This window comes from Caulobacter sp. UNC279MFTsu5.1 (genome assembly GCF_900114015.1).
Taxonomy (GTDB): Bacteria; Pseudomonadota; Alphaproteobacteria; order Caulobacterales; family Caulobacteraceae; genus Caulobacter.
Map to the genome: position 1 here is coordinate 143,913 of NZ_FORN01000006.1, position 25,121 is coordinate 169,033.

21 protein-coding genes are annotated in these 25,121 nt (G+C 72.0%); 13 read left to right on the forward strand and 8 right to left on the reverse strand.

Annotated elements, in window-relative coordinates; translation table 11 throughout:
* Nucleotides 1–5: 5 nt before the first annotated feature.
* Entirely contained in the window at nt 6–3,143 is a 3,138-nt protein-coding gene (locus BM066_RS05295) for an efflux RND transporter permease subunit (protein ID WP_089924884.1), read from the forward strand.
* 71 nt (nt 3,144–3,214) lie between these two features.
* Here the strand turns inward: BM066_RS05295 and BM066_RS05300 are convergent, their stop codons facing one another.
* A complete protein-coding gene (locus tag BM066_RS05300; RefSeq protein WP_255367487.1) occupies nt 3,215–3,505 on the reverse strand; it encodes a hypothetical protein in 291 nt (96 codons plus the stop codon).
* A 229-nt stretch (nt 3,506–3,734) separates the two neighbouring features.
* Here BM066_RS05300 and BM066_RS05305 point away from each other — a divergent pair, with 229 nt between their 5' ends.
* Complete coding sequence (locus BM066_RS05305) at nt 3,735–4,844, forward strand: YeiH family protein (RefSeq protein ID WP_089924890.1); 1,110 nt, start codon at nt 3,735–3,737, stop codon at nt 4,842–4,844.
* Here the strand turns inward: BM066_RS05305 and BM066_RS05310 are convergent.
* The gene (locus BM066_RS05310) at nt 4,837–5,496 is read right to left on the reverse strand and encodes an arylesterase (RefSeq protein WP_089924893.1); all 660 of its coding nucleotides are present in this window, start codon (nt 5,494–5,496) and stop codon (nt 4,837–4,839) included. The genes BM066_RS05305 and BM066_RS05310 overlap by 8 nt on opposite strands.
* Before the next feature lie 57 nt (nt 5,497–5,553).
* Here BM066_RS05310 and BM066_RS05315 point away from each other — a divergent pair, with 57 nt between their 5' ends.
* A complete protein-coding gene (locus BM066_RS05315; RefSeq protein WP_089924896.1) occupies nt 5,554–6,243 on the forward strand; it encodes an ABC transporter ATP-binding protein in 690 nt (229 codons plus the stop codon).
* Nucleotides 6,243–8,756: an ABC transporter permease gene (locus BM066_RS05320; protein WP_089924899.1), complete on the forward strand. Its 2,514-nt coding sequence runs from the start codon at nt 6,243–6,245 to the stop codon at nt 8,754–8,756. The genes BM066_RS05315 and BM066_RS05320 overlap by 1 nt, the downstream gene beginning before the upstream one ends.
* On the opposite strand, the gene BM066_RS05325 is transcribed toward BM066_RS05320, so the two are convergent.
* Nucleotides 8,650–9,801, reverse strand: a complete 1,152-nt coding sequence (locus BM066_RS05325) for a M15 family metallopeptidase (RefSeq protein WP_089924901.1) — start codon at nt 9,799–9,801, stop codon at nt 8,650–8,652. The genes BM066_RS05320 and BM066_RS05325 overlap by 107 nt on opposite strands.
* Nucleotides 9,802–9,883: 82 nt before the next feature.
* Between BM066_RS05325 and BM066_RS05330 the strand changes: the two genes are divergently transcribed.
* A complete protein-coding gene (locus tag BM066_RS05330) occupies nt 9,884–10,975 on the forward strand; it encodes a L,D-transpeptidase family protein (RefSeq protein WP_089924904.1) in 1,092 nt (363 codons plus the stop codon).
* Nucleotides 10,976–11,090: 115 nt separating this feature from the next.
* On the opposite strand, the gene BM066_RS05335 is transcribed toward BM066_RS05330, so the two are convergent.
* The 4 genes from BM066_RS05335 to didA all read right to left on the reverse strand — a co-directional run bounded on the left by BM066_RS05335 (nt 11,091) and on the right by didA (nt 15,850).
* Nucleotides 11,091–13,103, reverse strand: a complete 2,013-nt coding sequence (locus BM066_RS05335; protein ID WP_089924907.1) for a TonB-dependent receptor — start codon at nt 13,101–13,103, stop codon at nt 11,091–11,093.
* Nucleotides 13,104–13,507: 404 nt separating this feature from the next.
* Nucleotides 13,508–14,413, reverse strand: coding sequence for a hypothetical protein (locus tag BM066_RS05340; RefSeq protein ID WP_089924909.1), 906 nt, complete (start codon nt 14,411–14,413; stop codon nt 13,508–13,510).
* 181 nt (nt 14,414–14,594) lie between these two features.
* Nucleotides 14,595–15,608, reverse strand: coding sequence for an N-acetyl-D-Glu racemase DgcA (gene dgcA / locus BM066_RS05345; protein ID WP_089924913.1), 1,014 nt, complete (start codon nt 15,606–15,608; stop codon nt 14,595–14,597).
* 32 nt (nt 15,609–15,640) lie between these two features.
* Nucleotides 15,641–15,850, reverse strand: a complete 210-nt coding sequence (gene didA / locus BM066_RS05350; protein WP_089924916.1) for a DNA damage-induced SOS-independent cell division inhibitor A — start codon at nt 15,848–15,850, stop codon at nt 15,641–15,643.
* 127 nt (nt 15,851–15,977) lie between these two features.
* On the opposite strand from didA, the gene BM066_RS05355 reads away from it, so the two are divergent.
* Nucleotides 15,978–16,289, forward strand: a complete 312-nt coding sequence (locus BM066_RS05355; RefSeq protein ID WP_089924919.1) for a polyhydroxyalkanoic acid system family protein — start codon at nt 15,978–15,980, stop codon at nt 16,287–16,289.
* 102 nt (nt 16,290–16,391) lie between these two features.
* On the opposite strand, the gene BM066_RS05360 is transcribed toward BM066_RS05355, so the two are convergent.
* Nucleotides 16,392–16,880, reverse strand: a complete 489-nt coding sequence (locus BM066_RS05360; protein ID WP_089924922.1) for a low affinity iron permease family protein — start codon at nt 16,878–16,880, stop codon at nt 16,392–16,394.
* 108 nt (nt 16,881–16,988) lie between these two features.
* Between BM066_RS05360 and BM066_RS05365 the strand changes: the two genes are divergently transcribed.
* The 7 genes from BM066_RS05365 (at nt 16,989) to BM066_RS05395 (ending at nt 25,085) form a co-directional block, all read left to right on the forward strand.
* Nucleotides 16,989–18,251, forward strand: coding sequence for a cation:proton antiporter (locus BM066_RS05365; protein WP_089924925.1), 1,263 nt, complete (start codon nt 16,989–16,991; stop codon nt 18,249–18,251).
* Nucleotides 18,252–18,360: 109 nt separating this feature from the next.
* Entirely contained in the window at nt 18,361–20,424 is a 2,064-nt protein-coding gene (locus BM066_RS05370) for a hybrid sensor histidine kinase/response regulator (protein ID WP_089924929.1), read from the forward strand.
* A 105-nt stretch (nt 20,425–20,529) separates the two neighbouring features.
* A complete protein-coding gene (locus BM066_RS05375; protein ID WP_089925036.1) occupies nt 20,530–21,489 on the forward strand; it encodes an ABC transporter substrate-binding protein in 960 nt (319 codons plus the stop codon).
* 116 nt (nt 21,490–21,605) lie between these two features.
* On the forward strand, nt 21,606–22,343 hold the full coding sequence (locus tag BM066_RS05380) for an ABC transporter ATP-binding protein (protein WP_089924932.1): 738 nt from the start codon (nt 21,606–21,608) through the stop codon (nt 22,341–22,343).
* Nucleotides 22,344–22,350: 7 nt separating this feature from the next.
* The gene (locus tag BM066_RS05385) at nt 22,351–23,106 is read left to right on the forward strand and encodes an ABC transporter permease (RefSeq protein ID WP_089924935.1); all 756 of its coding nucleotides are present in this window, start codon (nt 22,351–22,353) and stop codon (nt 23,104–23,106) included.
* Nucleotides 23,107–23,235: 129 nt separating this feature from the next.
* A complete protein-coding gene (locus tag BM066_RS25850; RefSeq protein ID WP_143093655.1) occupies nt 23,236–23,997 on the forward strand; it encodes a hypothetical protein in 762 nt (253 codons plus the stop codon).
* Nucleotides 23,994–25,085, forward strand: a complete 1,092-nt coding sequence (locus BM066_RS05395; RefSeq protein WP_089924940.1) for a DUF2336 domain-containing protein — start codon at nt 23,994–23,996, stop codon at nt 25,083–25,085. Before BM066_RS25850 ends, BM066_RS05395 begins: the two co-directional genes overlap by 4 nt.
* Nucleotides 25,086–25,121 lie beyond the last annotated feature (36 nt).

Consider the following 25,121-nt stretch of genomic DNA (forward strand, 5'->3'; position numbering starts at 1 on the left):
CCGCGATGGACAATCCCAGCCCCAACCCCAACAACATCTCGCGGTGGGCGATCAAGAACCCGATCCCCGTCCTGCTGTTGTTCGTGCTGCTGACCATCGCCGGGATCTCCGGCTTCAGCAGCATGCGGATCAACGACAACCCCGACGTCGACCTGCCGCTGGTGGTGGTCTCCGCCGCGCGTCCCGGCGCGGCGCCGACCGAGCTGGAAACCCAGGTCACCCGCCTGATCGAAGACTCGATCGCGGGCCTGGGCCAGGTGCGCCATATCAACTCCACCGTCGGCGACGGCTTTTCGTCGACCGTCATCGAATTCGAGCTGGGCGTCGACCACGAGCGGGTCACCAACGACGTCCGCAACGCCATGTCCAACCTGCAGAGCTCGCTGCCGCAGGACATGCAGCTCCCCAACGTCACGCGCATCGACATCTCGGGCAATCCGCTGATCACCTACGTGGTCCAGGCCCCGACCCTGACGCCGGAGCAACGCAGTTGGTTCGTCGACCACGACGTCAGCCGCGCCCTGCTGGCCATCAAGGGCATCGGCGAGGTCAACCGCCAGGGCGGCGTCAGCCGCGAGATCCAGGTGGCGCTGGATCCCGACCGCCTGGCGGCGCGCGGGGTGACGGCGGCCGAGGTCAGCCAGGCCCTGCAATCGGCCAACGCCGACCTGCCCGGCGGCCGCGTGACGGTCTCCGGCTCCGAACGGGCCATCCGCACCCTGGGCGCGGCCAACACCGTCGAGCAGCTGCGCGAAACCCGCGTCCAGTTGAACAATGGCGAGACCGTGCGCCTGGGCGACCTGGGCGAGGTCACCGACCACTGGGCCGAGCCGCGCACCCAGGCGCGCTTCAACAACCAGGAAGTCGTCACCTTCAACATGGTCCGTTCGCGCGGCGCCTCCGAGGTCAAGGTCGCCGAGAAGGTCCGCAAGGAGGTTGAGAAGCTCGACAAGGCCCACCCCGAGCTGAAGATCATCGAGCTGACCTCGAACGTGAAATATATCGAGCAGAGCTACTACGCCTCGCTGGAAGCCCTGGGCCTGGGCGCCCTGCTGGCGGTGCTGGTGGTGCTGCTGTTCCTGCGCGACTGGCGCGCCACCTTCCTGGCGGCCGTGGCCATTCCGCTGTCGCTGTTCCCGACCTTCGCGGTCATGGCGCCGCTGGGCCAGTCGCTGAACGGCGTCACCCTGCTGGCCCTGTCGCTGACCGTCGGCATCCTGGTCGACGACGCCATCGTCGAGATCGAGAACATCGTCCGCCACATGCGCGGGGGCAAGTCGCCCTATCACGCGGCCATGGAGGCGGCCGACGAGATCGGCCTAGCGGTCGTGGCCACCACCTTCACCATCGTGGCGGTGTTCGCGCCCGTCGGCTTCATGCCCGGGATCATCGGTCAGTTCTTCAAGGCCTTCGCCCTGGCCGCCTGCGTCTCGGTTCTGTTCTCGCTGGTGGTCGCCCGCATGCTGACGCCGCTGATGGGCGCCTACATGCTCAAGGCCCACCACAAGCCGGACAAGGACCCGCCGTGGATGGGTCCCTATCTGAAGAGCCTGAACTGGGCGCTGTCGCACAAGATCGTCGTGGCCTTGCTGGCCATTCCGATGCTGATCGGCACCGGCGTCCTGGCCACCCGCCTGCCGTTCGAGTTCCAGCCGGCGGCCGACCGCGGCCGCGCGCCGTTCAGCGTCGCCCTGCCGCCCGGCGCGACGCTCAACGAGACCGACGCCATCGCCCAGCGCATGACCCGCGAGCTGCTGGCCCGTCCCGAGGTGACCGGGGTCTACGCCTCGGTCGGCAGCGACGGCGTCAACAAGGCCGAGCTGACCGCCGACCTGACGCCCAAGGGCGAACGGATGAGCCAGCGCGACTTCAGCCGCCTGATGGTCGACCAGTTCAAGGCGATCCCCGGCGCGCGGATCGGGGCCGGCAGCAACAACGGCGGCGGGCCCAGCGACGGCTCCAGCTACACCCTGCGCCTGGTCGGCGACAACGGCCCGCAGCTGGAGGCCGCCGCCCGCGCGGTCGAGTCCCAGATGCGCACCGTCCCGGGCCTGGCCAACGTGGTCAACACCGCGGCCATCGCCCGGCCCGAGATCATCGTCTCGCCCAAGCCCGACCAGGCCGCCAGGGCCGGGGTCTCGGCCGGCGCGATCTCCCAGGCCGTGCGGGTGGCCACGATCGGCGACATCGACCAGTCCCTGCCCAAGTACAATCTGGGCGACCGCCAGGTGCCGATCCGCCTGCGCCTGACCGACGACGCGCGCGAGAACATGTCGGTGCTGGAGACCCTCAAGGTCCCGACCAGCCACGGCGGTTCGGTGCCGCTGAACGCGGTGGCGGACGTGCGCTACGGCGCGGGCCCGTCGCAGATCTCGCGCCAGGACCGGGCTCGGGTGGCCGAGATCACCGCCGAGCTCGACGGCATCGTCGTCGGCGAAGCCAGCAAGCGCGTTCACGACCTGGTCTCGGTCAAGAACCTGCCGGCCGGCGTCAAGGAAGTGGCGGCCGGCGACGCCGAGTTCATCCAGGAGATGGTCACCGGCTTCGCCGCCGCCCTCGTGACCGGCATCCTGTTGATGTACGTCGTGCTGGTGCTGCTGTTCCGCAGCTTCGCCCACCCGGTGACCATCATGGCCGCCCTGCCCCTGGCGATCGGCGGCGCGTTCGGCCTGCTGGTGCTCGTCAAGAGCAGCTTCTCGATGTCGACCCTGATCGGCATCCTGATGCTGCTGGGCATCGCGGCCAAGAACTCGATCCTGCTGGTCGAGTACGCGATCATGGCCATGAAGGGCGGCATGACCCGTCGGGAGGCCCTGCTGGACGCCGCGCACAAGCGGGCCCGGCCGATCATCATGACCACGGTCGCCATGGCCGCGGGCATGTTCCCGGTCGCGGTCGGGTTCGGCGCCGACGTCGAGTTCCGCGCCCCGATGGCCATCGCGGTCATCGGCGGGCTGATCACCTCGACCTTCCTGTCGCTGCTCTACATCCCGGTGGTGTTCGTGTTCATGGACAAACTCAAGAACTGGTCGGGCCAGATCGTCGACCGGATGTTCAGGCACCAGCATACGGCGCACGGCCACGCCCAAGGTCACGGACAACAGCCCGAGCCGGTCGTCAGCGGCGGCGGCCGGGAGCTCTGACGCCGCTCTTCCCCGAAACCGTCATCCCGGGTCCGCGGGCCCGGGATGACGGCGGGAAGACGGCCATGGCCTCAGCGCCGCGAGACGATGCCGTCGATGGTCATCGCCCGGGCGGCGCTGTCCTCTCCCAGGCGGCGGGCGATGTCGCGGACGCCCGGGGGATAGGCCTCGCCGCCGCCGGCGATCTCCTCGGCGATCCGCTGGGTCTGGAGCAGGCTGGCCCGCAAGGCGTCGATATGGGCGCGGGCCAGGCGCCGCGCCTCGGCCTGGAGGTCCTGGACCCGCTCGCTCAGGCTGGCGGTCGTCTCCACCGCCACCTTCGCCCGTTGATTGGCCGTAACCACGCGAAGAGATGCCGACATAACAATCATTCCGTTTCACGCCGTGGATCTCACGGCCAAGGTCCTCTAGGTGCCGGGCGGCGGCTGAACGCGTCGTGAGGGGCCTGTTAGGCGTCGTTCAGAAACGCGCCAAAGCTCCGGCCCGCCGGAAGGCCGCAAGCCTCCCGCGCCGATTTCCCCTTGTCCCTTCCCCGCGCATCGGGTCTCGATCCGGGGTGACCGGCGCGACTCGCCGGCCCAGGGCCCGATCATGAATTCCGATCTCGACACCGACACCGCCGCCGCGCGGGCGCTGTTCCAATCCCTGGAGGGCATGGAAGGGCTGTCGCGGCCGGAGCCGGCCGTCCCGGCCAAGGCCGGGGCCCGCTTCCCCGGCCAGTCGGCCCTGATCAAGCTCTATCCCGGCGTGCTGGTGGCGGTGACCATCGCCCTGGCCTCGCAGTGGCTGGCCCAGCACTACGGCGCGCCGGTCATGCTGTTCGCCCTGCTGTTCGGCATGACCTTCCATTTCCTGCACCAGGAAGGCCGCTGCATCCCGGGCATCGAGTTCTCGTCCAAGGCCGTCCTGCGGTTCGGCGTCGCCCTGCTGGGCGCGCGGATCACCGCCAGCCAGATCCTCGGCCTGGGCCTGACGCCGATCGTCACGGTGATCGTCGGCATCGGTTCCACCATCGCCCTGGGCGCGGTCCTGGCCCGGCGGATGGGCCTGAGGTCCAGCTTCGGCGTGCTGTCGGGCGGGGCGGTCGGCATCTGCGGCGCCTCGGCGGCCCTGGCCATCGCCTCGGTCCTGCCGCGCGGCAAGGACGCCGAGCGCGACACCATCCTGGCGGTCGTCACGGTCACCGCCCTGTCGACCATCGCCATGATCACCTATCCGCTGCTGACCGCGGCCCTGCACCTGGACCACACCCGGGCGGGGATCTTCCTGGGCGGCACCATCCACGACGTCGCCCAGGTGGTCGGGGCCGGCTACATGATCTCGCCTCACACCGGCGACGTGGCCACCTATGTGAAGCTGCTGCGGGTGACCATGCTGCTGCCGGTGGTGTTCACCATCGCCTTCGTGGTCGCGCGCATGGGTCCCGGCGCGGCCGGCGGCGCCAGGCCGACCGTGCCGCTGTTCCTGGTCGGCTTCGCGGCGCTGGTCATCGTCAACAGCCTGGGCTGGCTGGCCAAGCCGGTCACCGACGCCGCCAATGAGATCTCGCGCTGGTGCCTGGTCACGGCCATCGCCGGCCTGGGCATGAAGACCTCGTTCAAGGACCTGATGACCGCCGGCTGGCGGCCCGTGGCGCTGATGGTGTTCGAGACGGTGTGGATCGCCGGCGTGGTGCTGGTGGCGGTGACGTTCTTCACCTAGCCGCGGTCCGGAGCGGCCTCGCCTTCAGCGCCTGGGCCACCAGCGGGGCCAGGCGATCGCCGATGATCCGCGCGCCCGCCGCGTTGGGATGGATGCCGTCGCCCTGCATCAGCTGCCGCGAGCCGCCGACGCCCGCCAGGATGTTGGGATAGAGCGGGATCGAGAACTCGCGAGCCAGAGCCGGATAGACGGCGTTGAACTCCCGGGCGTAGGCCGCGCCGATCAGCGGCGGCGCGCCGACCCCGACCAGGACGACGCCGATCCGGCGGCTGCGCAGCCTCAGCAGGATGGCCCGTAGATTGGCCTTGGTCACGCGGGGCTCGATCCCCTGCAGCAGGTCGTTGCCGCCCAGGGCCACGACGCACAGGGCGGTGTCCGGCGGGACGCTGAAATTGACCCGCGCCAGGCCGCCGCCGCTGGTGTCGCCCGACACGCCGGCGGCCCGCACCCTGGCGAAGACGTTCATGCGGGTCAACGCCGCCTGCAGTTGGGCGGGCATGGCGTCCCTGGCCGGCAGACCCAGGCCGGCGGTGATCGAGTCGCCCAGCACCGTGACCACCCGGTCCTGCGGCGTCGCGGCGATCTGCGACGCGGCGGCCAGGCCGATCAGGGTCTGCCGGCGGTTGAGAAAACGCGGTGCGGTGACGCTCATCTCTTCCTATGTAGTTCTGCGTTCGCCCGGACAATGGGCGAGGATTCAGGAAGTTTCATGACCACCGCCACCGCGCCCCATCTTCCTGTCCTATCTCTCGAAAAAGTGACCTTGACCCTGCCCTCGGCGGCGGGGCCGGTGAACATCCTGCGCGGCGTGGACCTGGCCGTGTCGCCCGGCGAACGGCTGGCGGTGATCGGCCCGTCGGGCTCGGGCAAGTCGTCGCTGATCGCGGTCGGGGCCGGGCTGGAACAGCCGACCGCGGGCGCGGTGCGCCTGTTCGGCCAGGATCTGGCCCGGCTCGACGAGGACGGCCGGGCCCGCCTGCGCCGGGGCCGTGCGGCCCTGGTCTTCCAGGCCTTCCACCTGCTGCCCAACATGACGGCCGAGGAGAACGTCGCCACCCCGCTGGAGATCGCCGGCGCCAGGGAGGCGCTGACCACCGCCCGCCAGTGGCTGGGCCGCGTGGGGCTGTCGGCCCGCCTGACCCACTATCCGCACCAGCTGTCGGGCGGCGAACAGCAGCGCGTGGCCCTGGCCCGCGCCCTGGCCGCCCGTCCGGCCCTGCTGTTCGCCGACGAGCCGACCGGCAACCTGGATTCCAAGACCGCCGCCATCGTCGCCGACCTGATGTTCGACCTCGTCGCCGAGGCGGGCGCGGCCCTGGTCATGGTCACCCACGACCCCGTCCTGGCCGAGCGCGCCGACCGCATCGCGCGGATGGGCGACGGAAAGATCGAAGCCTGATGCCGGCGCTCTCCTTCCGCCTCGCCGCCCGCGAGCTGCGCTCGGGCGTTCGGGGCTTTCGGATCTTCCTGGCCTGCCTGGCCCTGGGCGTGGCCGCCATCGCCGCCGCCGGCTCGACGGCCGAGGCCTTCCGTCACGGCCTGTCCAGCCAGGCCCGCGAGATCCTGGGCGGCGACCTCTATTTCTCGGTCGAGAACCGCGACTTCACGCCCGCCGAACGCGCGGCGTTCGACCGGCTGGGAACCACCACCTACACCGCCGCCGCGCGGGCCATGGCCGAGGCGCCGACCGGCGACCGGCGGTTGGTCAGCCTGCGCGGCGTCGACGGCCGCTTCCCTCTGGCCGGGACCGTCAAGGTCGACGGCGCGCCCGACCTGAAGACCGCCCTGGCCGATCGCGACGGCGTGCCCGGCGCGGCGGTCGAGCCGGCCCTGCTGGACCGCCTGCGCCTGAAGCTGGGCGACCGCTTCACGGCCGGGCCGGCGACCCTGAGAGCCGCCGCCGTGCTGGTCAGCGAGCCGGACGGCCTGTCGCGAGGCTTCGCCCTGGGGCCGCGCGTGCTGGTGCGCCGCGAGGTGCTGGAGCGCTCGGGCCTGCTGGCCCCTGGCGGCCTCTCCGGCCGCGCCGTCCGCATCGCCCTGCCCGCCGGCCAGGACCCGCGCGCGGTCGGCAAGGCCGTGCAGGCCCGGTTCCCCCAGGCCGGCCTGGAGGCCCGCGACCGCCTCGACGCCGCCCCCGGCGCGCGCCGCCTGATCGACCAGCTGGAATATTTCCTGGGCTTCATCGGCCTGGCCTCGCTGGTGGCCGGCGGCCTGGGCGTGGCGGGCGCGGTCGGCGCCTACCTCGCGACGCGAGAGCCCTCCATCGCCGTGCTCAAGGCCCTGGGCGCCGACGGGGCGCTGATCCGCAACCTCTACCTGATCCAGATCAGCCTGCTGGCCGCCCTGGGCGTGGCCATCGGCCTGGCGGTCGGGGCGGTCGCGCCGCTGATCCTGGGCCAGGTCGCCGGTTCGTCCCTGCCGATCCCCGCCCTGTTCGCGGTCTATCCCTGGCCCCTGGCCAAGGCCGGACTGTTCGGCCTGCTGGCGGCGGCGGCCTTCTCGCTGGTCCCCTTGGCCCGGGCGCGGCGCACGCCGCCCTCGGCCCTGTTCCGGCGGACCTTAGGCGGCGGCGTTCCGCTGGGCTTGGAGACCCTCGGGGCGGTGCTGGCCGGCGCGGGCCTGGCCGCCCTGGCCGTGGCCACCGCCCCCACGCCGATCGCCGCCGCGATCATGATCGTCGGGGTGGCCGTCGCGTTCGCGGTCCTCTGGGCCCTGGGCCGCGCGGCCGCCTGGGGCGCGGGCAAGGTTCGACGCCTGGCGGCCGGCCCCGCCAAGCTGGGCCTGGCCAACCTGGCCGGACCGCGCTCGGCCGCCCGCACCGCCAGCCCGGCCATCGGCCTGGGCGTGGCCTTGCTGGCCTGCGTCGTGCTGATCCAGTCGGCCCTGCTGGCTCAGATCACCACCACCGCCCCGCGCACGGCCCCGGCCATGGTGTTCACCGAGATCCCCGGCGACCAGGCCGCCGCCTTCGACGCCGAGGTCGCCAGGGTCATGCCGCTGACGCCCGATACCTATCTGCGCCTGCCCTTCGCCACCGGCCGGATCAGCGGCCTGAAGGGCGAACCGGTCGACAAGGACAGGATCAAGCCCGGCCAGCGCTGGGCCTTCGACAACGACATCGGCATGACCCTGCTGCCCGGCGCTCCAAAAGATGGCGAGACCGTCGCCGGCCGGTGGTGGACGCCCGACTACGCCGGCCCGCCGCTGCTGGCCCTGAACGCCGAGCTGGCCGAGGGCGCGGGGCTGAAGGTCGGCGACACCGTCACCCTGACCCTCCTGGGCCGCGACCTCGAGGCCCGAATCGCGGTGCTGCGCAAGATCGAGTTCGGCGGCTTCGGCCCCAACTTCAACGTCGTGCTGAACGCCCGGGCCCTGGAGGGCGCGGACCTGCGCAACGTCGCCATCGCCCGGCTGGGCCAGGCCCAGGAGGCCGCCCTGACCCGCCGGCTGGGCGACAGCTTTCCGTCGGTCAACGTGATCAGCGTCCGCGAGCAGTTGGACGCCGCCGCCGCCCTGTTCGACCGCCTGGCCCTGGCCGTGCGCGGCGCGGCGGCGGTGGCGGGTCTGGCGGGCCTGCTCGTCCTGGCCGGGGCCATCGCCGCTGGAGCGCGGGCCCGGGCGCGCGAGGCCGCGACCCTGAAGGTGCTGGGCGCCACGCGCGGCCAGATCCTGGCCGCCTACGCCATCGAGTACGGCGCGGTCGGGCTGATCGCCGGCGCCGCGGGCGTGGCCCTGGGCTTCGCCGCCGCCTGGCCGGTGGTGGTCAAGGTGTTCGAGGCCCGCTGGAGCGTCGACTGGGGCGGGGTCATGATCCTGCTGGCCGGCGCGGCGGGGCTTTCGATGGCGGGGGGCCTCTTGGCGGCGGCCCTGGCCTTGTCCCAACGGCCGGCGCCGGTGCTGCGGGCGGAATGAGCAGCGGGTCGCCGGGCCGGCCCGAGCCGGCCAGCGGCAGGCTGGCGATCGGCACGCCCGGCAGCATCGGCTCGCCCGTCCACTCCCAATGCCAGGGCTCGAACCCGTAGTTGACGAAGCCGAACCGCCCGGCGTTGGCGACCAGCCAGCGATAGACGTCCGACCTGGCCATCGCCAGCCGGTTGGGGTCGGAGCTGGAGTCGGGGCCGAACCCCGGCGCGGCGGCGATGAACAGGTCCATGGCCAGGCCGGTGCGGTGGGCCGAGCAGATGGTGCGCGACACGCCCTGGCAATTGTTGTCCTGGGCGCAGCGGGCGGCGTCGGCGGCGGGGTCGCGGAAGCCGGAGAACAGGGTCAGGGCGCGCGGATCGTGCACCACGCCGGCCGCCTTGGCCTCGGCGACCATCCGGCGATAGGCCTCCAGGGCGCCCGGCCGCAGCTGGATGGTCTTGCCGCCGTAGCTTTCCTCGGGCCTGGCGGTGGACAGCAGGGCGACCGGCGGCGCGCCGGGGCAGATCCCCTGGCCGTTGATCATCACGAACGGCCGCGCCCGGTGCCAGCGCGTCAGCATGACGTTGAAGGTCTCCGGATCGAAGGTCCCGCTCGACTTCAAGCCGTGACCGCCCTGCCAGCGGGCCAGGGCGGCGGCGAAGCGGGGCGTGCCCGGGCCGCAGGCCGTCTGGATCTCGTGGGCGACGCGGGGCGCGTAGATCTCCCAGCCGGTCTCGGCGCGGCCGAACGGCGCCCAGGCCATGGTGGCCAGAGAGGCGGCGTTGACCGGGGCGGCGCTGGCCGAGGCGCCGCCGGCCTGGCAGTCCTCGGGCGTCCCGTCGGCGGCCCGGGCTAGGCCCGGGGCGGCCGGCGGGTCGTTGGACGGCAGGTAGGTCGGCGGCTCATAGGCCTGCGGCTCTCGCGGCGCCGAGGCCGAGGGCGGCGGCGAGGCCGGCGCGGGCCGGGCGCCGGGCCACAGCACCCACGCGACGAAGGCGGCGACCAGCACCGCCAGTCCGCCCAGAGCCCAGATCAGCCGACGCAAGATCTTCAACCGGGGCTCCTCGGCGGGAAGGGAACTTCGCCATGCCTCAAGGCTTGAGAGGGGCAAGGCGTTCCCGCCTCGGAGTCTTGGCATGTCCCCGCCCCTGCGTCCTGTCGTCCTGTTGCTCGGCTGCCTGGCGGTCATGGCGGCCTGCTCCGACCCCGCCCCGCGGCAGGAGAAGCCGGCGGCGGCGAAGCCCGCCGCGCCGCCGGTCCCGCCGCGGCCGCCCGTGGCCGCCCCCCCGCCCGCCCCGGCCGCGCCCTCGCCCCTGGCCCAGGCCGTGAACGCCGCCGCCTTCGATCCGGCCGCCACAACGCCGCAGGCCAAGCAGGCCTATCTGGTCCGCGCCCAGGTGCTGCTGGACCGCGCCCACATCTCGCCGGGTGTGATCGACGGCCGGGAGGGTTCGAACCTGACCCTGGCGATCGGCGCCTTCCAGGCGGCCCGCCGCCTGACCGTCGACGGCCAGCTGAACCCCGCGACCTGGGACGCCCTGGTCGCCGACGCCGCTCCGGTCCTGACCGACTACGTGATCACGCCGCAGGACGTGGCCGGGCCGTTCACGCCGAACATCCCCAAGGACGACTACGAGGCGATGGCCAGTTTGCCGGCCCTCGGCTACGCCTCGCCGCTGGAGGCCCTGGCCGAGAAGTTCCACATGGACGAGCCGCTGCTGCAGGCCCTCAATCCCGGTGTCGACTTCTCCAGGGCCGGAACCACCATCGTCGTCGCCGCCCTGGGTCCCGACGGCCTGGACGGCAAGGTCGCCCGCATCGAGATCGACAACGCCAGGGGCGTGCTCAAGGCCTATGCCGACGACGGCAGGCTGCTGGCGGTCTATCCGGCCACGGTCGGCAGCACCGAGCGCCCCGCCCCGGTCGGCGAATGGGCGGTCAACACCGTGGCCCCACGCCCGACCTACACCTTCGATCCCGCGCGCCTGACCTTCGGCAAGCCCAAGGCCAAGCTGACCCTCAAGCCCGGGCCGAACAATCCGGTGGGCTCGACCTGGATCGACCTGACCAAGGACACCTACGGCATCCACGGCACGCCCGACCCCAAGCTGGTCAACAAGCGGGCCTCGCACGGCTGCGTGCGGTTGACCAACTGGGACGCGGCCGAGCTGGGGGCGGCGGTGCAGAAGGGCGCCAAGGTGGTGTTCGAGGGCAAGCCGGTGCGGTGACCGCTTGCCCCCTTCGGACCGCTTCGCGGTCGTCTTCCCCCAGAGGGAAGAGCGCTCTAGGCCCCGCCCCTTATGGGGGGCGGACAGACGGCGAAGCCGTCAGGTTGGGGGCAAGTCAGATCGCCAAGCGCAGTCCGACACGGATAATCCGCGGCGCCGTATAGCCCGCCACGCCGTCGGCCGTGCGCGAGGTCTGGATGTCGGCGTCCAGCAGGTTGTCGCCCGCCACATAGGCCGTCACCAGCGGCCGCACCCGCCAATCCAGGCGGGCGTCCAGGCGCCAGGCCGGATCCAGCACGCGGCTGTTGAGGTCGTCGTCAAACCGCTTGCCCTCCCAGGTCAGGTCGGTGGCCAGGGTCAGCTTCTCGGTCAGCTCGGCCGACAAGCCCGTCGTGGCGCTCCACACCGGGGCCTGGGCCGGGCGCTTGCCGGTCAGCTGCGGGGCGGTCGAACCGCCGTCGATGCGGGCGTCGGTGACCGACAAGGCCGAGCTCAGGGTCACGGCGCCGACCTTGCGCTCGGCCCTTCCTTCCAGGCCGACGGCGTCGATGGTCCCGGCGTTCTGGCGCTGGCGCAGCACGCCGCCGGCCGGGATGAAGCCGCCGATCGGGAAGGTTCCCGGACCAGCGCCCAGGGTGACGTTGACGATCGGGTCCTCGATCCGGTTCCAGAACGCCGTGGCCTCGATCAATCCGTTGTCGCCCTTGTGCGAGACGCCGGCCTCCAGCCCCTGCAGGCGCTCGGGCTTCAATCCGGCATTGGCCTCGGTGACGTCGTTGCCCACCCGGAACGGGCGGTAGAGCTCGTTGAGACTGGCGGGCCGGAAGCCGGTGTAGCCGGCCAGGCGCGCCGTCGTCCCACCGCCCAGGTCGCGGGTCACGCCCAAACGGCCGCTGACCACCTCGCCGTCGCGGTCGGCCGGACGCTGGTCCAGCAGCACGGCCCCGGTCAGGGCGTTGCGCTCGACCCGGAAGCCGTCGGTGGTCTCCCAGTGGTCCAGCCGCAGGCCGCCGGCCACCAGCCACGGACCGGTCCTCCACGAGCCGTCGGCATAGGCCCCGACCACCGAGGTCTTGCCGCCGGCCACGCGGCCCCGGGCATAGGTCCCGCCCGAATAGGCGTAGCGCTCGCGTTCCTCGCCGTCGCTCAGGCGGGCGTCGGCGCCCAGCTCCCATTCCAGCCCGCCGACCTTGCGGCGCAGGGCCCCGTTCAGGCCCCAGCCGGTGGCCGGGGTCTTGTCCTGGCTGTTGGCCGGGGTGGTGGCCGAGCGGTCGGCCGCCACGGCGACGGAGCTGTTGAACAGGTCGCTGGTCCGCCGCCAGGCCTGCAGCTTCCAGCCCAGGGCCGCGCCGCGCGGGGCCTTGACCAGGGTGGCGCTGAACACGTTGCCCGAGGCGTTGGCCCCCGCCCCGGCCAGCCCCGCCCGGCGATCCTCCTCGAAGAAGCCGCCGCGCAGCGACAGCAGGCCCAGGCGCGTGGCCATGTCGACGCGGCCGGAAATGCTCTTGGCCTCCAGGTCGGTCCGGGTGTCGGCCGCGCCCCGGGCGTCGCCGCGCACCGGCACGTAGCCGTCGGACCTGTCGTAGGACGCCGCGCCGAAGAATTCGAACCGGCCCAGGGTCGAGACCGCCGCGGCCGAAGCGCGTTGGCTGCCCAGCTCGCCGAGCGAGACGTCGGCGGCGATGCCGGCGTCGCGTTCCTTCAGCCCGATGACGCCGGTCAGGGCGCCGGCCCCGTAGGGTCCCGCCCCCGCGCCGCGCACGATGTCGATCCCGGCTAGGGAGTCCGGGGCCAACTGCGACCAGATCACCCAGCCGCCGAACGGGTCGTTCAGCGGCACGCCGTCCAGGGTGACCAGGGTTCGACCCGCGCCCGACGGGGCGATGGCCCGCAGGCTGATCCCCTGGGTGGTCGGATTGGCCGACAGGCTGGAGGTGCGGCGAAACAGCGAGACGCCCGGCGTCTGGCCCACCGCCTCGTCGACCCGCTGGGACTTGGCCAGGTCGCCCTCCCCCAGGTGGACGACCGAGAAGGCCGCCTCGGCGGCGGCCGGCGGCAGGCGGGCGGCGGTGACGATCACCTGCTCGACATAGGACGCTTCAGCGGCGGGCGGCGTGTCGACGGGCATGGAAATCCTCGCGAGGGGCGTGGTCAACGACCTAGCCCGCTTCGCGCGGCGGAAGAACGGCGCAGGTCGCGGCGGTTGCATTTTCCGCCGCCTGGACAGGGAGATCTACGGTCTCAGCGTCGTTTCGACGGGCGCGGGAGAGACCCGCGAGCCCTCTCATCCGCTCCCGCGCCCGCAAGGGGGACGATCGGATATAATCCATAACGACTGTCATCCCGGACAAGCCCAGCGAAAGCCACGCGCAGATCCGGGACCACGGGAAGCGCATGCGCTCAGGCCCCGGTCCCGGATCTTCGCGCTACCCGCCGCTAGGCGGGCCGCTTGCGCACCCCGAGGCCGGGATGACACCCGTTTTTCGGTGCATGCGATCGTCTTCCCCGCCAGGTGGAGAAGGACCGCGATGATCAGCAGCTCCCCGGATTGTCCCGCTTCAGCACGCAGATCATCTTGGCGCCGCGCGGCGCGCCGTAGACGGCGACCAGGCGGCTCTCCAGATAGGCCCACTTGGCCCGGGTGTCCTGGGCGGCGACGTCCATGGCGCGGTTATAGGCCGGCAGGCCGCGTTCCGTGCCGGTGGTGTCCTTGTTGAGCACCGCGTGCTTGATCCGCCCGCCGCAGTACAGCGACTCCGGAAAGCCGTCGTAGCAGCCGCTGATCAGGCCCGCTGGAAATGCGCCGCCGGCCGGCGACAGCCACGGCGCGGGCGCGGTGTTGTTCAGGCCCTGGGGATTGGCGATCGACGGCGTGGCGCGCGGCGTGTCGATCCAGTTGCTGTGCGAGTAGAAGTCCTGGGCGGCGTGGAAGGCCATGCCCATGTCCTCGAACACGTTGCACTTGGCCCGGCCCTTGACGCCGTTGAACGTGCATCCGCCGAAGATGCTGGTGCTGTCCAGCTGCAGGTTCGGCTTCACCAGGCCCGCGGCGTCGGTCACCGCGGCGTTGATGTTGTTGTAGATGTAGGTGCGGCACGAGGTCAGGATGCTCTGGGCGGTGGCGGCGCTCTGCGGATAGGCGCCGGGCGCGAAGAAGTCGCCGCCGTCGCAATGGGCGGCCTTGCTGCTCATAAGACCCCGCGCCGGATTGTCGGGCGCGCCCACCGCGCCCCAGGCGCCGTTCTTGCCGGCCAGTTGGTCCAGAGAGCTCGCCCCGAAGCCGAACGAGGCCAGGCCGCTGCGCGTGATGCGCTCGTGCTCGGCGTTCTGGCCCAGGCTGCGGATGGTGCCGAACGCCTGGGCTTTTGGCGTGAGAGCCGGGGGCGTGAGCAGGATGCAGGTGGCGACGGCCGCCAAAGCCACTGAACGCTTGCGCATGACGCGACCTCCATTGTTATACAATCAAAGGTTACATCGGCGCGCGCGAAAGTACAGCCTGGATTCAACCCCGAGGCTACGGGCCAAGCCGCACCGCTGTCGGCTCGAACGCGACGCCACGCTGGGGTGGACCAACATCAAGGACGAGGTTTTCGCCCCCAAGGCTGAACGTCGGTCCGCCCTAGAGCCACAGCCCCGTCGCCGTCACGCCGTCGCCCCAGAACCCTTCGACCGGCCGCGTCAGCCGCCCGTCCGCAACCCGGCAGCCGCCGGGGTGGTCCTGGGCCAGCCACCACGGCCCGTCGAGGTCGGCGAAGGCGCAAGCGCCCGCCAGGTGCAGGGCCGGGGCGATGGCCAGGGACGAGGCGACCATGCAGCCGACCATCAGGACGAAGCCGTGGTTGCGGGCCTCTTCCAGCATCAGCAGGGCCTCGGACAGGCCGCCGGCCTTGTCGAGTTTGAGATTCACCGCGCGGTAGCGGCCTTTAAGCCCCGCGAGGTCTTCGGCCGTATGCACCGACTCGTCGGCGCAGATCGGGTACGGCGGGTCGTAGCCCTCCAGCGCCTGGTCCTGACCGGCCGGCAGGGGCTGTTCGACCAAGGCGATGTTGAGGTCCGACAGCACCGGCTTGAGGTCGTCCAGCAGGGCGAAATCCCAGCCCTCGTTGGGGTCGACGATCAGCCGGGCGTCCGGCGCGGCCTTGGCCACGGCCAGCAGGCGGGCGGCGGGATCCTCGGCCGACAGCTTGACCTTGATCAGCGGCGCGGAGGCCACGGCCCGGGCGGCCGCGCCCATGGCCTCGGGACTGTCCAGGCTGACAGTGACGGCGGTGACCAGGCGATCGGGAACCGGCAGGGCGGTCAGGGCCTCGACGCCGAGACCCTCGCGCTTGGCCCGCAGGTCCCAGAGGGCGCAGTCCAGGGCGTTGCGGGCCGCGCCGGGCGCCAGCAGGGCCAGGGCGTCATGCGGCCGCGCGCCGTCGCGCAGGGCCTGGGCGGCGGGCCCTAGCTGGGCGACCACCCCGTCGACCGTCTCGCCGTAACGGGCATAGGGCACGCTCTCGCCGCGCCCGACCAGTTCGCCCTCGACGACCTCGACCACCACCACCTCGGCGGCGGTCTTGACCCCGCGCGAGATGCGGAACGGGGCCTTCAGGCGGTGGCTGACGGGGGCGATCGAGACGGTGCGCTGCATCCGCCTGAAATCCCACCGTCCGCCGGGTTTGGCTAGTGGCGACGGCGGATCGGCGAGTCGGCGCGGCGCTCGCGGAACACCTGCATCGCCAGCGCCGGCCGCACCAGGAACAGCGCGCCCCAGACCAGCAGCACGCCGGCGTAGTTCAGCGCGCCGAGCACGCCGCCGGGGCGGCCGGGACGCGTGAAGCGGACCGAGCGGGGCTGGGGCTGGAACAGGCTGGGCATGGCGATGTCGGTCATGGCGTCCTCCGGGAATGACCGGACCTTCACCCCCTGATACGTCAGGTTCGGACGTATCGGCCGCGGCCGTTCGCCCCCATATGGAGCTGACGGGCGTTAGACCCATCAGAGAAGGAGCGCCACGCGCATGAGCCAGCCGGTCACCATCACCATTCCCCACCAGCTAGGCGCGGCCGAGGCGCGTCGCCGCATCGAGGAAGGGTTCGGCCAACTTCTCAGCCAAACGGGCGGCATGGTGAAGGATGTCCAGAAAGCCTGGGCCGGCGACGCCCTGACCTTCTCGGCCCAGGCCATGGGCCAGCCGATCTCCGGCGTGCTGACGGTGTTCGACCAGTCGGTGCGGATGGAGATCGTCCTGCCCGGCCTGCTGGGCGTGATCGCCGGCAAGATCACCGGCCAGGTGAAGAAGCAGGGTCAGTTGCTGCTGGAGAAGAAGTAGGGAGTCTTCCTCTCCAAGCCTCAAGTGTTGTCATCCCGAAGAGTGCGCGGCGCTCGTCCGGGATGACACCGGTTTGAAGGAATTTCCGCCGGATCTGAAACCCTACGAACTCGTCCTCACCCGCCGCGCCGGCGCGTTCTTGGCGGGCGGTCGCTTGGGCGGGGCGCGCCTGGCCTTGGGCGCGGCCTTCGCGCCCTTGCGGGACTCGCGCTCGGCGGCGACCTTGTCGAGCCGCGACTGGGCGATCCTGGCGTGCTCGGTGCAGCGGGCGTGCATCGCCGCCAGCTCCTTCTCGGTCAGTTTCTCGATGCCCATGAAGTCGTTTTCGGCCGCGGAGGTCAGGATCAGCTCGTCGAGCTTGGTCTGCAGCGCCGCGCCGTCGCGGTTCTGGGTGTTCTGGATCAGGAACACCATCAGGAAGGTGATGATCGTGGTGCCGGTGTTGATCACCAGCTGCCAGGTTTCGGAGAACTTGAAGATCGGCCCGCTGGCGGCCCAGGCCAGGACCACCAGCACGCAGACCAGGAAGGCCGGCGGGCTGCCGGTGATCCGGGCCGTGGCGTTGGCGAATTTGGCGAACAGCTTGTCCATGACGTTCCCAGCTCCTGGACCTGGCGACCCGGGGGCATAACGCCCGCCGGCGCTACCCGGTTCGGTCGGCGCATGGCTCCGGTCCGGCGGCCCACGCGTTAGAAACGGATGTTCGATCCGTATCTGCTGTTCTTGCTGGGCCTGGGCGTCGTCGTGCTGCTGGTCGCCTGGCTGCCGATGGCGCTCAGCCGCCTGCCGCTCTCCCTGGCCATCCTCTGCGTGCTGATCGGGGTGGCGGTGTTCCACGGCGGCGCCCTGCCCTTCCGCTCCGATCCTCTAAGATTCTCGACCCTGACCGAGCGGCTGACCGAGATCGTGGTGATCGTCTCGCTGATGGGCGCGGGCCTGAAGATCGACCGGCGGATCGGCTGGCGGCGCTGGAACTCGTCCTGGCGGCTGATCGCCGTCACCATGCCGCTCAGCATCCTGGCGGTGACGCTGATGGGCGTGCACGGCCTGGGGCTTTCCCTGGCCTCGGCCCTGCTGCTGGGCGGCGCGCTGGCGCCCACCGATCCGGTGCTGGCCTCCGACGTCCAGGTCGGCCCGCCGCGCTCGGGCGAGGACGGCGAGGCGCGGTTCGCCCTGACCTCCGAGGCCGGCCTCAACGACGGCTTCGCCTTTCCGTTCGTGCACCTGGCCGTGGCCGTCGCCCTGGCCGGCGGCGTGGTCGGCGCGCCGCTGCTGACCCACTGGCTGGCGATCGACGTGCTGTGGCGCGTGGCGGCGGGGGCCGGGGTCGGCTGGGCGGTCGGCAAGGCGCTGGGCTGGGCCACGTTCAAGGCCCCGCACGCCCGGATCTCGGGCACCGGCGACGGCCTGGTGGCCCTGGGCGCGACCCTGGTGGCCTACGGCGTCGCCGAGGCCGCCCACGGCTACGGCTTCCTGGCCGTGTTCGTCGCCGCCCTGGCCCTGCGGGAAACCGAGCGCGACCATCAATTCCACGAGGCCATGCACGACTTCGCCGAGCAGGTGGAGCGGCTGCTGATGATGCTGGTCCTGGTGCTGCTGGGCGGCGCGGTGGCGGGCGGGCTGCTGGGCTCCCTGACCTGGAAGGAGATCGCGTTCGGCCTGGCGCTGGTCTTCGTGGTTCGCCCGCTGGCCGGCTGGATCGGACTGATCGGCGCCCCGCACTCCTGGCGTGAGCGCGCGGTGGTGGCCTTCTTCGGCATTCGCGGGATCGGATCGTTCTACTACCTGGCCTATGGCCTCAACCACGGGGACTTCCATCGCTGGGACCGGCTGTGGGCGATCGTCGGCTTCGTGGTCCTCTGCTCGATCCTGGTCCACGGCGTCACCGCCACCCCGCTGATGGCGCGGATCGACGCCTGGCGGCGGCGCGAGGTGCTGCGCAAGCACCAATCGCAACCGTGACGTGATTGCTCTGCACCTCAGGATGCGGCAAAGCGTCACAGCGTCGCGTATCGAAGAACCCTAGAGGCCCTGTTCGCGTATTTCTCCCGTCCGGGGAACGGGAACTCCCATGCAGGCTAACGTCGCCCATCAGGAACAGAGGCGGCAGGATCGGATCCTGTTCGTCCTGGCCATGACGTTGCTGGCCAGCCAGGCGTTCAGCGACTTCCTGACCCGCAACGCGCTCGGCGTAGCGACCCTATGGCCGACCAACGCCCTGCTGGCTGGCGGCCTGCTGGTGCTGGATCTCCGCCGCCGCGTGATTCTGACGGTCGTCGCCGTGATCAGCCACCTGGCCATCGACCTGATGGTCGACGACGGCCCGGGCCGCGCGATCCTCTTCACCCTGGTCGACGTCGGCGAGGCCCTGCTGGTCTGGTGGGTGACCCGGCGCTTCTTCGGCGGGCCGCCGCGCGTGCGAACCATGCGGCAGCTGGCCCTGCTGACCACCCTGACCGCCCCGGTCACCCTGGCCATGGCGGTCGTCGCCGCGACCACGCTGGCCCTGGCCTATGGCCTGCCGTTCGTGGCGGTGCTGGCCGACTGGTTCCTGCGCGGGGTGCTGGGCATGGCGATCGTGCTGCCCGCGGTCCTGGTGCTGCTGGACGGCGAGCATCGCCGCGCCTTCCAGCGCCCGATGCCGGAACAGCTGGGCCTGGCCCTGCTGATCGCCGCCCTGTCGGCGCTGGTGTTCCACGCCAAGGGTCTGCCCGCGCCGTTCATCCTGTTCCCCGTCGCCCTGCTGGCCGCCTTCCGGCTGGGCCCGCGCGGCGCGGCCCAGGCCTCGCTGATCGTCGCCTGCGTGGCCATCCCGCTGACCGTCCGCGGGCTGTGGAACACCCAGATCCAGACCGACTGGTCCCAGGCCCACCAGAACCGGCTGGTCCAGGTGTTCGTCGGCGTGCTGTTCGTCACCAGCCTGGCCACCGGCCTGGCCCTGGCCCAGCAGGAGCGCCTGCGCCGCCTGCTGGTGCGCCGCGAGCAGCTGACCCGCGCCGCCCGGGCCCGGGCCCTGGCCGCCAACGAGGCCAAGACCGAGTTCCTGGCCACCATGAGCCACGAGATCCGCACGCCGCTGAACAGCATGCTGGGCTTCTCGCAATTGCTGGTCGAACGCCAGGACCTGCCGTCCGACGCCCGCCGCCAGCTGGCCCTGATCGACAGCGCCGGCACGGCTCTGCTGACCGTCGTCAACGACATCCTCGACTTCTCGCGGGTCGAGGCGGGCCAGGTGGAGCTGCTGTTCCAGCCGACCTCGGCGGCGGCGGTGCTGCACGACGCGGTCGGCATCATCCGGTCCGAGGCCGAGAACAAGGGGCTGCGCCTCGAGGTCGACATCGCCGATCCCGTCGGCGGGCTGCACGACCTGGACGGCCTGCGCCTGCGCCAGGTGCTGTTGAACCTGCTGAACAACGCGGTGAAGTTCACCGAGGCGGGCAGGATTCGCGCCTGCCTGACCATCGAGCCCGGCGAGATCGAGGACCGGCTGAGGTTCGAGATCGTCGACACCGGCGTCGGCATCGCCGTCGAGCGCCAGGGCCGGCTGTTCCAGCGTTTCAGCCAGGTCGACGGCTCGGCCAGCCGGCCCCATGGCGGCGCGGGCCTGGGCCTGGCGATCAGCCGGGCGCTGGTCGAGCTGATGGGCGGCCGGATCGGCGTCGACAGCGCCCTGGGCCACGGCTCGGCCTTCTGGCTGGAGCTGCAGGCGCCCCAGGTCGAGGCCTACGACGCCGGCGAGCCCCGGCCGACCGCCGCCCCCGGCGCGGCGCGCATCCTGCTGGTCGACGACCATCCGATGAACCGCGAGGTCGGCGCGGCCCTGCTGAGCCTGGTCGGCTGCCAGGTCGAGACCGCCGACAACGGCGAGCAGGCCGTGGCCAAGGCGGCGCGCGGCGGGTTCGACATCATCCTGATGGACATCCACATGCCGCAGATGGACGGCCTGGCCGCCACCCGGGCCATCCGCGCCCTGGACGGCGGGGCCGGCGAGGTCCCGATCATCGCCATGAGCGCCGACGCCCTGCCCCAGCAGGTCGAGCGCTGCTACGCCGCCGGCATGGTCGACCACGTGGCCAAGCCGGTGCAGCGCGAGGTGCTGTACGCCAAGGTCAATCGCTGGCTGGCGCGGCGGTAGGGCCGGACGCCAAACCCCTTTCCTCGACCGCGACCGGCCACTACCTTCACCCCGCACTTCGGGGAGACGACGATGAAGATCCTGCGCCTGGCCGCTCTCGCCCCCATGCTCGCCCTCTGCGCCGTCCTGGCCGCCTGTTCGCCGGCCAAGAAGGAAGTCGCCGAACCCGCCGGCCGCACGGCGCTGAAGCTGGCCACCGACTGGAAGGGCGAGGCCGAGCTGGGCGGCTACTACCAGGCGCTGGCGACGGGCGAATACAGCAGGCGCGGCCTGGACGTGACCCTGATCCAGGGCGGCCCGGGCGTGAACGTGCCCCAGCTGCTGGCCACCGGCGCGGTCGATGTCGGCGTCGGCTCCAACAGCTTCATCGTCCTGAACCTGGCCAAGGAAAAGGTCCCGGTCAAAGCCGTCGCCGCCTTCATGGACAAGGACCCGCAGGTGCTGATCGCCCACGAGGGCCAGGGGATAAATTCCATCGCCGACATGAAGGGCCACCCGATCCTGCTGTCGGACGCCTCGATCACCGCCTTCTGGGTCTGGCTGAAGGCCAAGCACGGCTTCACCGACGACCAGGTGCGCAAGTACAACTACTCGGCCGCGCCGTTCCTGGCCGACAAATCGGTGGTCCAGCAGGGCTACGCCACCTCCGAGCCCTACCTGATCCAGAAGGAGGGCAAGATCGCCCCGAAGGTCTTCCTGCTGGCCGACGACGGCTATCCCGCCTACGCCTCGTTCGCCCTGGTCCCCGACGCCCTGATCGCCAGAAACCCGGCGGCGGTGAAGGCCTTCGTCGAGGCCACGGCGGCGGGCTGGACCAGCTACCTCTACGGCGACCCCAAGCCGGGCGACGCCCTGATCCTCAAGGACAATCCGGAAATGACCCAGGACGTCCTGGACCAGGCCCGCGAGAAGATGCGCTCGTACGGCATCGTGCCGCGCCAGGGCGTGGGCAAGATGGATGACGCTCGCTGGGCCGAGTTCTTCAAGGTGGCCTCCGAGCAGGGGGTGTATCCGAAGGACATGGACTACAAGAGCGCCTACACGCTGGACTTCCTGCCGAAGTGACAAGCGCGAAGACCCCCTCCGGCCCTTCGGGCCACCTCCCCCAAAGGGGGGAGGATTCACGCCACCAAGATGCTCCCCCTCTGGGGGAGCTGTCGCGAAGCGACTGAGGGGGTCCTTTGATCGCGTCTCTGAACAAGGTCGAGGTCGACTACCCCGGCCGCGGCCGCGCCCTCGGCCCCGTCGACCTCGCCCTTGCGCCGGGCGAGATCGTCGCCCTGGTCGGGCCGTCGGGCTGCGGCAAGTCCACGGCCCTGCGGCTGCTGGCGGGCCTGGAGCCGCCGACGCGCGGGACCGTGACTCGCGCCGCCGGACGCGGCGAGACCTCGGTGGTCTTCCAGGCCCCCACTCTGGCCCCCTGGCTGAGCGCGGCGGCCAATGTCGCCCTGCCGCTGGAGCTGGCCGGAACGCCCAAGGCCCAGGCTCGCGCCCAGGCGATCGACGCCCTGGCCAAGGTGGGGCTGAAGGGCGCCGAGACCGCCCGTCCCGCCCAGCTGTCGGGCGGCATGGCGATGCGCGCCGCCCTGGCCCGCGCCTTGGTCACCCGCCCGCGCCTGCTGCTGCTGGACGAGCCGTTCGCGGCCCTGGACGAGATCACCCGACGCGCCTTAGCCGACGACGTCCTGACCCTGGCGGCCGAACTGGCGCCGGCCGTGGTCTTCGTCACCCACAATGTCGAGGAGGCCGTCTACATGGCCCGCCGGGTGGTGGTGTTGAGCGCCGGCCCCGGTCGCATCGCCGGCGAGGCGGCGGTCGAGGGTCCGGTGGTCCGCCCGCCCGGCTTCCGCGCGTCGGCGGCGTTCCGCGAGACGGCGGAGCGGGTGTCGCGGCTGCTGGCCGGGAAGGTCACGGCATGAGCGCCGCATGAAGCTCCTCGCCCCCTTTCTGCTGATCGCTCTGCTGCTGGCCGCCTGGGAAGCCGCCTGCCGGCTCCTGGCCATGCCGGTCTACCTGCTGCCCGCCCCCTCGGCGATCGGCGCGGCCCTGGCCGAGGGCTGGCCGCTGCTGCTGGCCAGCGCCTGGAACACCCTGTCCACCGCCCTGGTCGGCCTGGCCTTGGCCAGCGTGCTGGCCTGCGGCCTGGCCCTGCTGGTCAGCCTCAACCCCACGGTCGAGGACGCCGTGCGCCCGGTCGCGGTCACCCTGCAGGTCACGCCGCTGGTGGCCATCGGGCCGCTGATGACCATCTGGGCGGGGATCGAGCATCCGCAGCGCGCCGTGGTCGCCCTGGCCGCGGTGGCCGCCTTTTTCCCGATCTTCTCGGGCGCCCTGACCGGCCTCAAGGCGGTCGACCCGGACCTGGCGCGGCTGTTCGACCTCTATGGCGCGCGCCGCGCCCAGCGGCTGTGGCGGCTGCGCCTGCCGTCGGCCGTGCCCGCCTTGCTTGAGGGCTGCAAGGTGGCCGCCGGCCTGGCCGTGGTCGGGGCCGTGGTCGCCGAGTTCGTGGCCGGATCGGGCGGGAACCAGGGCCTGGCCTGGCGGATCCTGGAGGCCTCGAACCGCCTGCAGACCGCCCGGGTGTTCGCCGCCCTGGCGGTGCTGGCCGTGCTGGGCGTGGCGCTGCACGGCCTGCTGAGCCTGACCGAGCGCCGCGTGCTGGCCTGGTGGCGCGGCCGCTGACCCGCGCGGCCGAGAGTCGAAAATGCGACATAGGACCACAATCTTTCCGCGAAACCATGCCCCGTTAGGCCAAGATTAAGTCCCCACGCCTATCAATCGGACCGATCCCGCGCTCTGTCGGACCGGTTCATGCGTCTTGTCCTGCTCCTGCCCGTGCTGTTCAGCGTCGCCGCCCCGGCGTACGCCGAGGGCGCGCGCGAGAGCCGCTACGGCCCGAGCACGCCGCGCCAGGCCCCGGTCGCCGCCGCCGCGCGCTACGACGGCCCGATGCTGAGCTGGGCCAACAAGCGCCAGCCTTCGACCGAGGCGGCCGCGCCCGCGACGTCCGCGGCGCCAGCCCAACCCGCCCCGCTCGCCGCCTGGGCCGGCTACAGCACGCCTCCGCCACCTGTCGCTTACACTCAGGCTCCCGCGCCCGTCGCCGCCGCGCCGCCTGCCGCGCCGCCCCGCCGGACCGCCGCGGCGCTGCCGACCAGCCTCTACGCCGCGCCGCGCCCGGCGCCGGTCGCGGCCGCAACGCCGGGTCCGGCCAAGGACTGGTCCGGCTATCGCAGCCCTCGCATGGCGACCGCCGCCCCGGCGCCCGCCCCCGCTCCGCCCCCAGCGGCGCCGGCCCCGCCGCCGCCTCGCCAGGTCGCCGCCGCCAACACCGGCGTGGCCGGCGCCCGCTTCTATTCGGTGGCCCGCGAGTCCGGCCTGACGCCCGACCCGATCCCGCCCGCCGGCCCCGACCACCAGGTGCTGATCACCACCGACGCGCCGCCGCCGCAGGCCCAGGACGCCACGCCGATGCACGGCTCGGCCGACTGGCTGGCGGCCGGGGCGCGCGGCGGCGACGATGACGACGACAGCGCGACCCGACGCGCCAAGACCCGGAACGAAGGCCTTTGATCCAGTCGCGCCTCCACGACCTCATCGCCCTGGCCGATGAGCCCTCCAGCTCGCGCCGTCGCGAACTGCTGCGCGGCGTCACCGACCTGTTCTTCACCGCCGAAGGCCATGGCGACGTCGAGATGGGCCTGTTCGACGACGTGATGGGCCAGCTGGCCGGCGAGATGGAAGAGGCCGTACGGATCGAGCTGGCCGAGCGCCTGGGAACCAGCGCCACGCCGCCGCCGTCCCTGACCCGCGCCCTGGCCAGCGACAGCATCGCCGTCGCCCGCCCGATCCTGCAGGGCGCGCCCCAGCTCAGCGAGGCCGACCTGCTGCACGTGGCCCGCACCCAGGGCCAGGACCACCTGCGGGCCATCTCGCGGCGCTCCGTCGTGCCCAGCCTGGTGTCCGACGCCATCGTCCAGCGCGGCGACGACACCACCCTGGGCGTGCTGCTGCGCAACGAGGGCGCGGTGCTGTCGCGCCAGGCCCACGAGGCGGCGGTCGACCGCGCGGCGGCCAATCCCGAACTGCACGAGGCGGTGATCGACCGCCAGGCCCTGCCGATGGACCTGCTCAACGAGATGTACTTCGTGGCCGAGGCGCGCCTGCGCGACCGGATCATGGAGCGCAACGCCAATGTCGATCCGGCCATCCTGGACGCCGCCCTCAAGGCCGGCCGCAACCGCGTCGCGGCCAGCGACGGCGCCCTGCCGCCTGACTACGACGCCGCGGTCAGGGAGATCGTCGCCCTGAAGGCGCGGGGCGCCATCACGCCCCTGGGCCTGGTCGCCATGCTCCGCGCCAACCGCACCACGATCTTCCTGGTCGCCCTGGCCGAGCTGGCCGACATCGACTTCCACACCGCCCGCAAGATCATCGAACGCCGCGAGCTGGACGCCCTGGCGGTGGTCTGCAAGGCGGCGGACTTCGATCGCGCCCTGTTCCTGACCTTCGCCCTGCTGATCCTGGACCCCAACGACAACGCCATGGGCAAGGCCAAGGAATACGGCGAGCTCTACGCCGCCCTGCCCCGCGACGCGGCCCTGCGCACCATCCGCTTCTGGCGCATGCGCCGCACGACGGGCGACGTCGCGGCGGCGTAGGTGTCGAAGCACGGAACCGGCGTCCCCCGACGCCGT

What these genes read in the sequence shown, in the direction of transcription:
- BM066_RS05370 (WP_089924929.1), top strand. Translation starts at nt 18,361, where the DNA reads ATGCAGGCTAACGTCGCCCATCAGGAACAGAGGCGGCAGGATCGGATC.
- BM066_RS05310 (WP_089924893.1), bottom strand. Translation starts at nt 5,496, where the DNA reads ATGAGCGTCACCGCACCGCGTTTTCTCAACCGCCGGCAGACCCTGATC.
- BM066_RS05360 (WP_089924922.1), bottom strand. Translation starts at nt 16,880, where the DNA reads ATGGACAAGCTGTTCGCCAAATTCGCCAACGCCACGGCCCGGATCACC.
- BM066_RS05335 (WP_089924907.1), bottom strand. Translation starts at nt 13,103, where the DNA reads ATGCCCGTCGACACGCCGCCCGCCGCTGAAGCGTCCTATGTCGAGCAG.
- BM066_RS05305 (WP_089924890.1), top strand. Translation starts at nt 3,735, where the DNA reads ATGAATTCCGATCTCGACACCGACACCGCCGCCGCGCGGGCGCTGTTC.
- BM066_RS05330 (WP_089924904.1), top strand. Translation starts at nt 9,884, where the DNA reads ATGTCCCCGCCCCTGCGTCCTGTCGTCCTGTTGCTCGGCTGCCTGGCG.
- BM066_RS05340 (WP_089924909.1), bottom strand. Translation starts at nt 14,413, where the DNA reads ATGCGCAAGCGTTCAGTGGCTTTGGCGGCCGTCGCCACCTGCATCCTG.
- didA (WP_089924916.1), bottom strand. Translation starts at nt 15,850, where the DNA reads ATGACCGACATCGCCATGCCCAGCCTGTTCCAGCCCCAGCCCCGCTCG.
- BM066_RS05300 (WP_255367487.1), bottom strand. Translation starts at nt 3,505, where the DNA reads ATGTCGGCATCTCTTCGCGTGGTTACGGCCAATCAACGGGCGAAGGTG.
- BM066_RS05315 (WP_089924896.1), top strand. Translation starts at nt 5,554, where the DNA reads ATGACCACCGCCACCGCGCCCCATCTTCCTGTCCTATCTCTCGAAAAA.
- BM066_RS05320 (WP_089924899.1), top strand. Translation starts at nt 6,243, where the DNA reads ATGCCGGCGCTCTCCTTCCGCCTCGCCGCCCGCGAGCTGCGCTCGGGC.
- BM066_RS25850 (WP_143093655.1), top strand. Translation starts at nt 23,236, where the DNA reads ATGCGTCTTGTCCTGCTCCTGCCCGTGCTGTTCAGCGTCGCCGCCCCG.
- BM066_RS05365 (WP_089924925.1), top strand. Translation starts at nt 16,989, where the DNA reads ATGTTCGATCCGTATCTGCTGTTCTTGCTGGGCCTGGGCGTCGTCGTG.
- BM066_RS05385 (WP_089924935.1), top strand. Translation starts at nt 22,351, where the DNA reads ATGAAGCTCCTCGCCCCCTTTCTGCTGATCGCTCTGCTGCTGGCCGCC.
- BM066_RS05375 (WP_089925036.1), top strand. Translation starts at nt 20,530, where the DNA reads ATGCTCGCCCTCTGCGCCGTCCTGGCCGCCTGTTCGCCGGCCAAGAAG.
- BM066_RS05355 (WP_089924919.1), top strand. Translation starts at nt 15,978, where the DNA reads ATGAGCCAGCCGGTCACCATCACCATTCCCCACCAGCTAGGCGCGGCC.
- BM066_RS05295 (WP_089924884.1), top strand. Translation starts at nt 6, where the DNA reads ATGGACAATCCCAGCCCCAACCCCAACAACATCTCGCGGTGGGCGATC.
- dgcA (WP_089924913.1), bottom strand. Translation starts at nt 15,608, where the DNA reads ATGCAGCGCACCGTCTCGATCGCCCCCGTCAGCCACCGCCTGAAGGCC.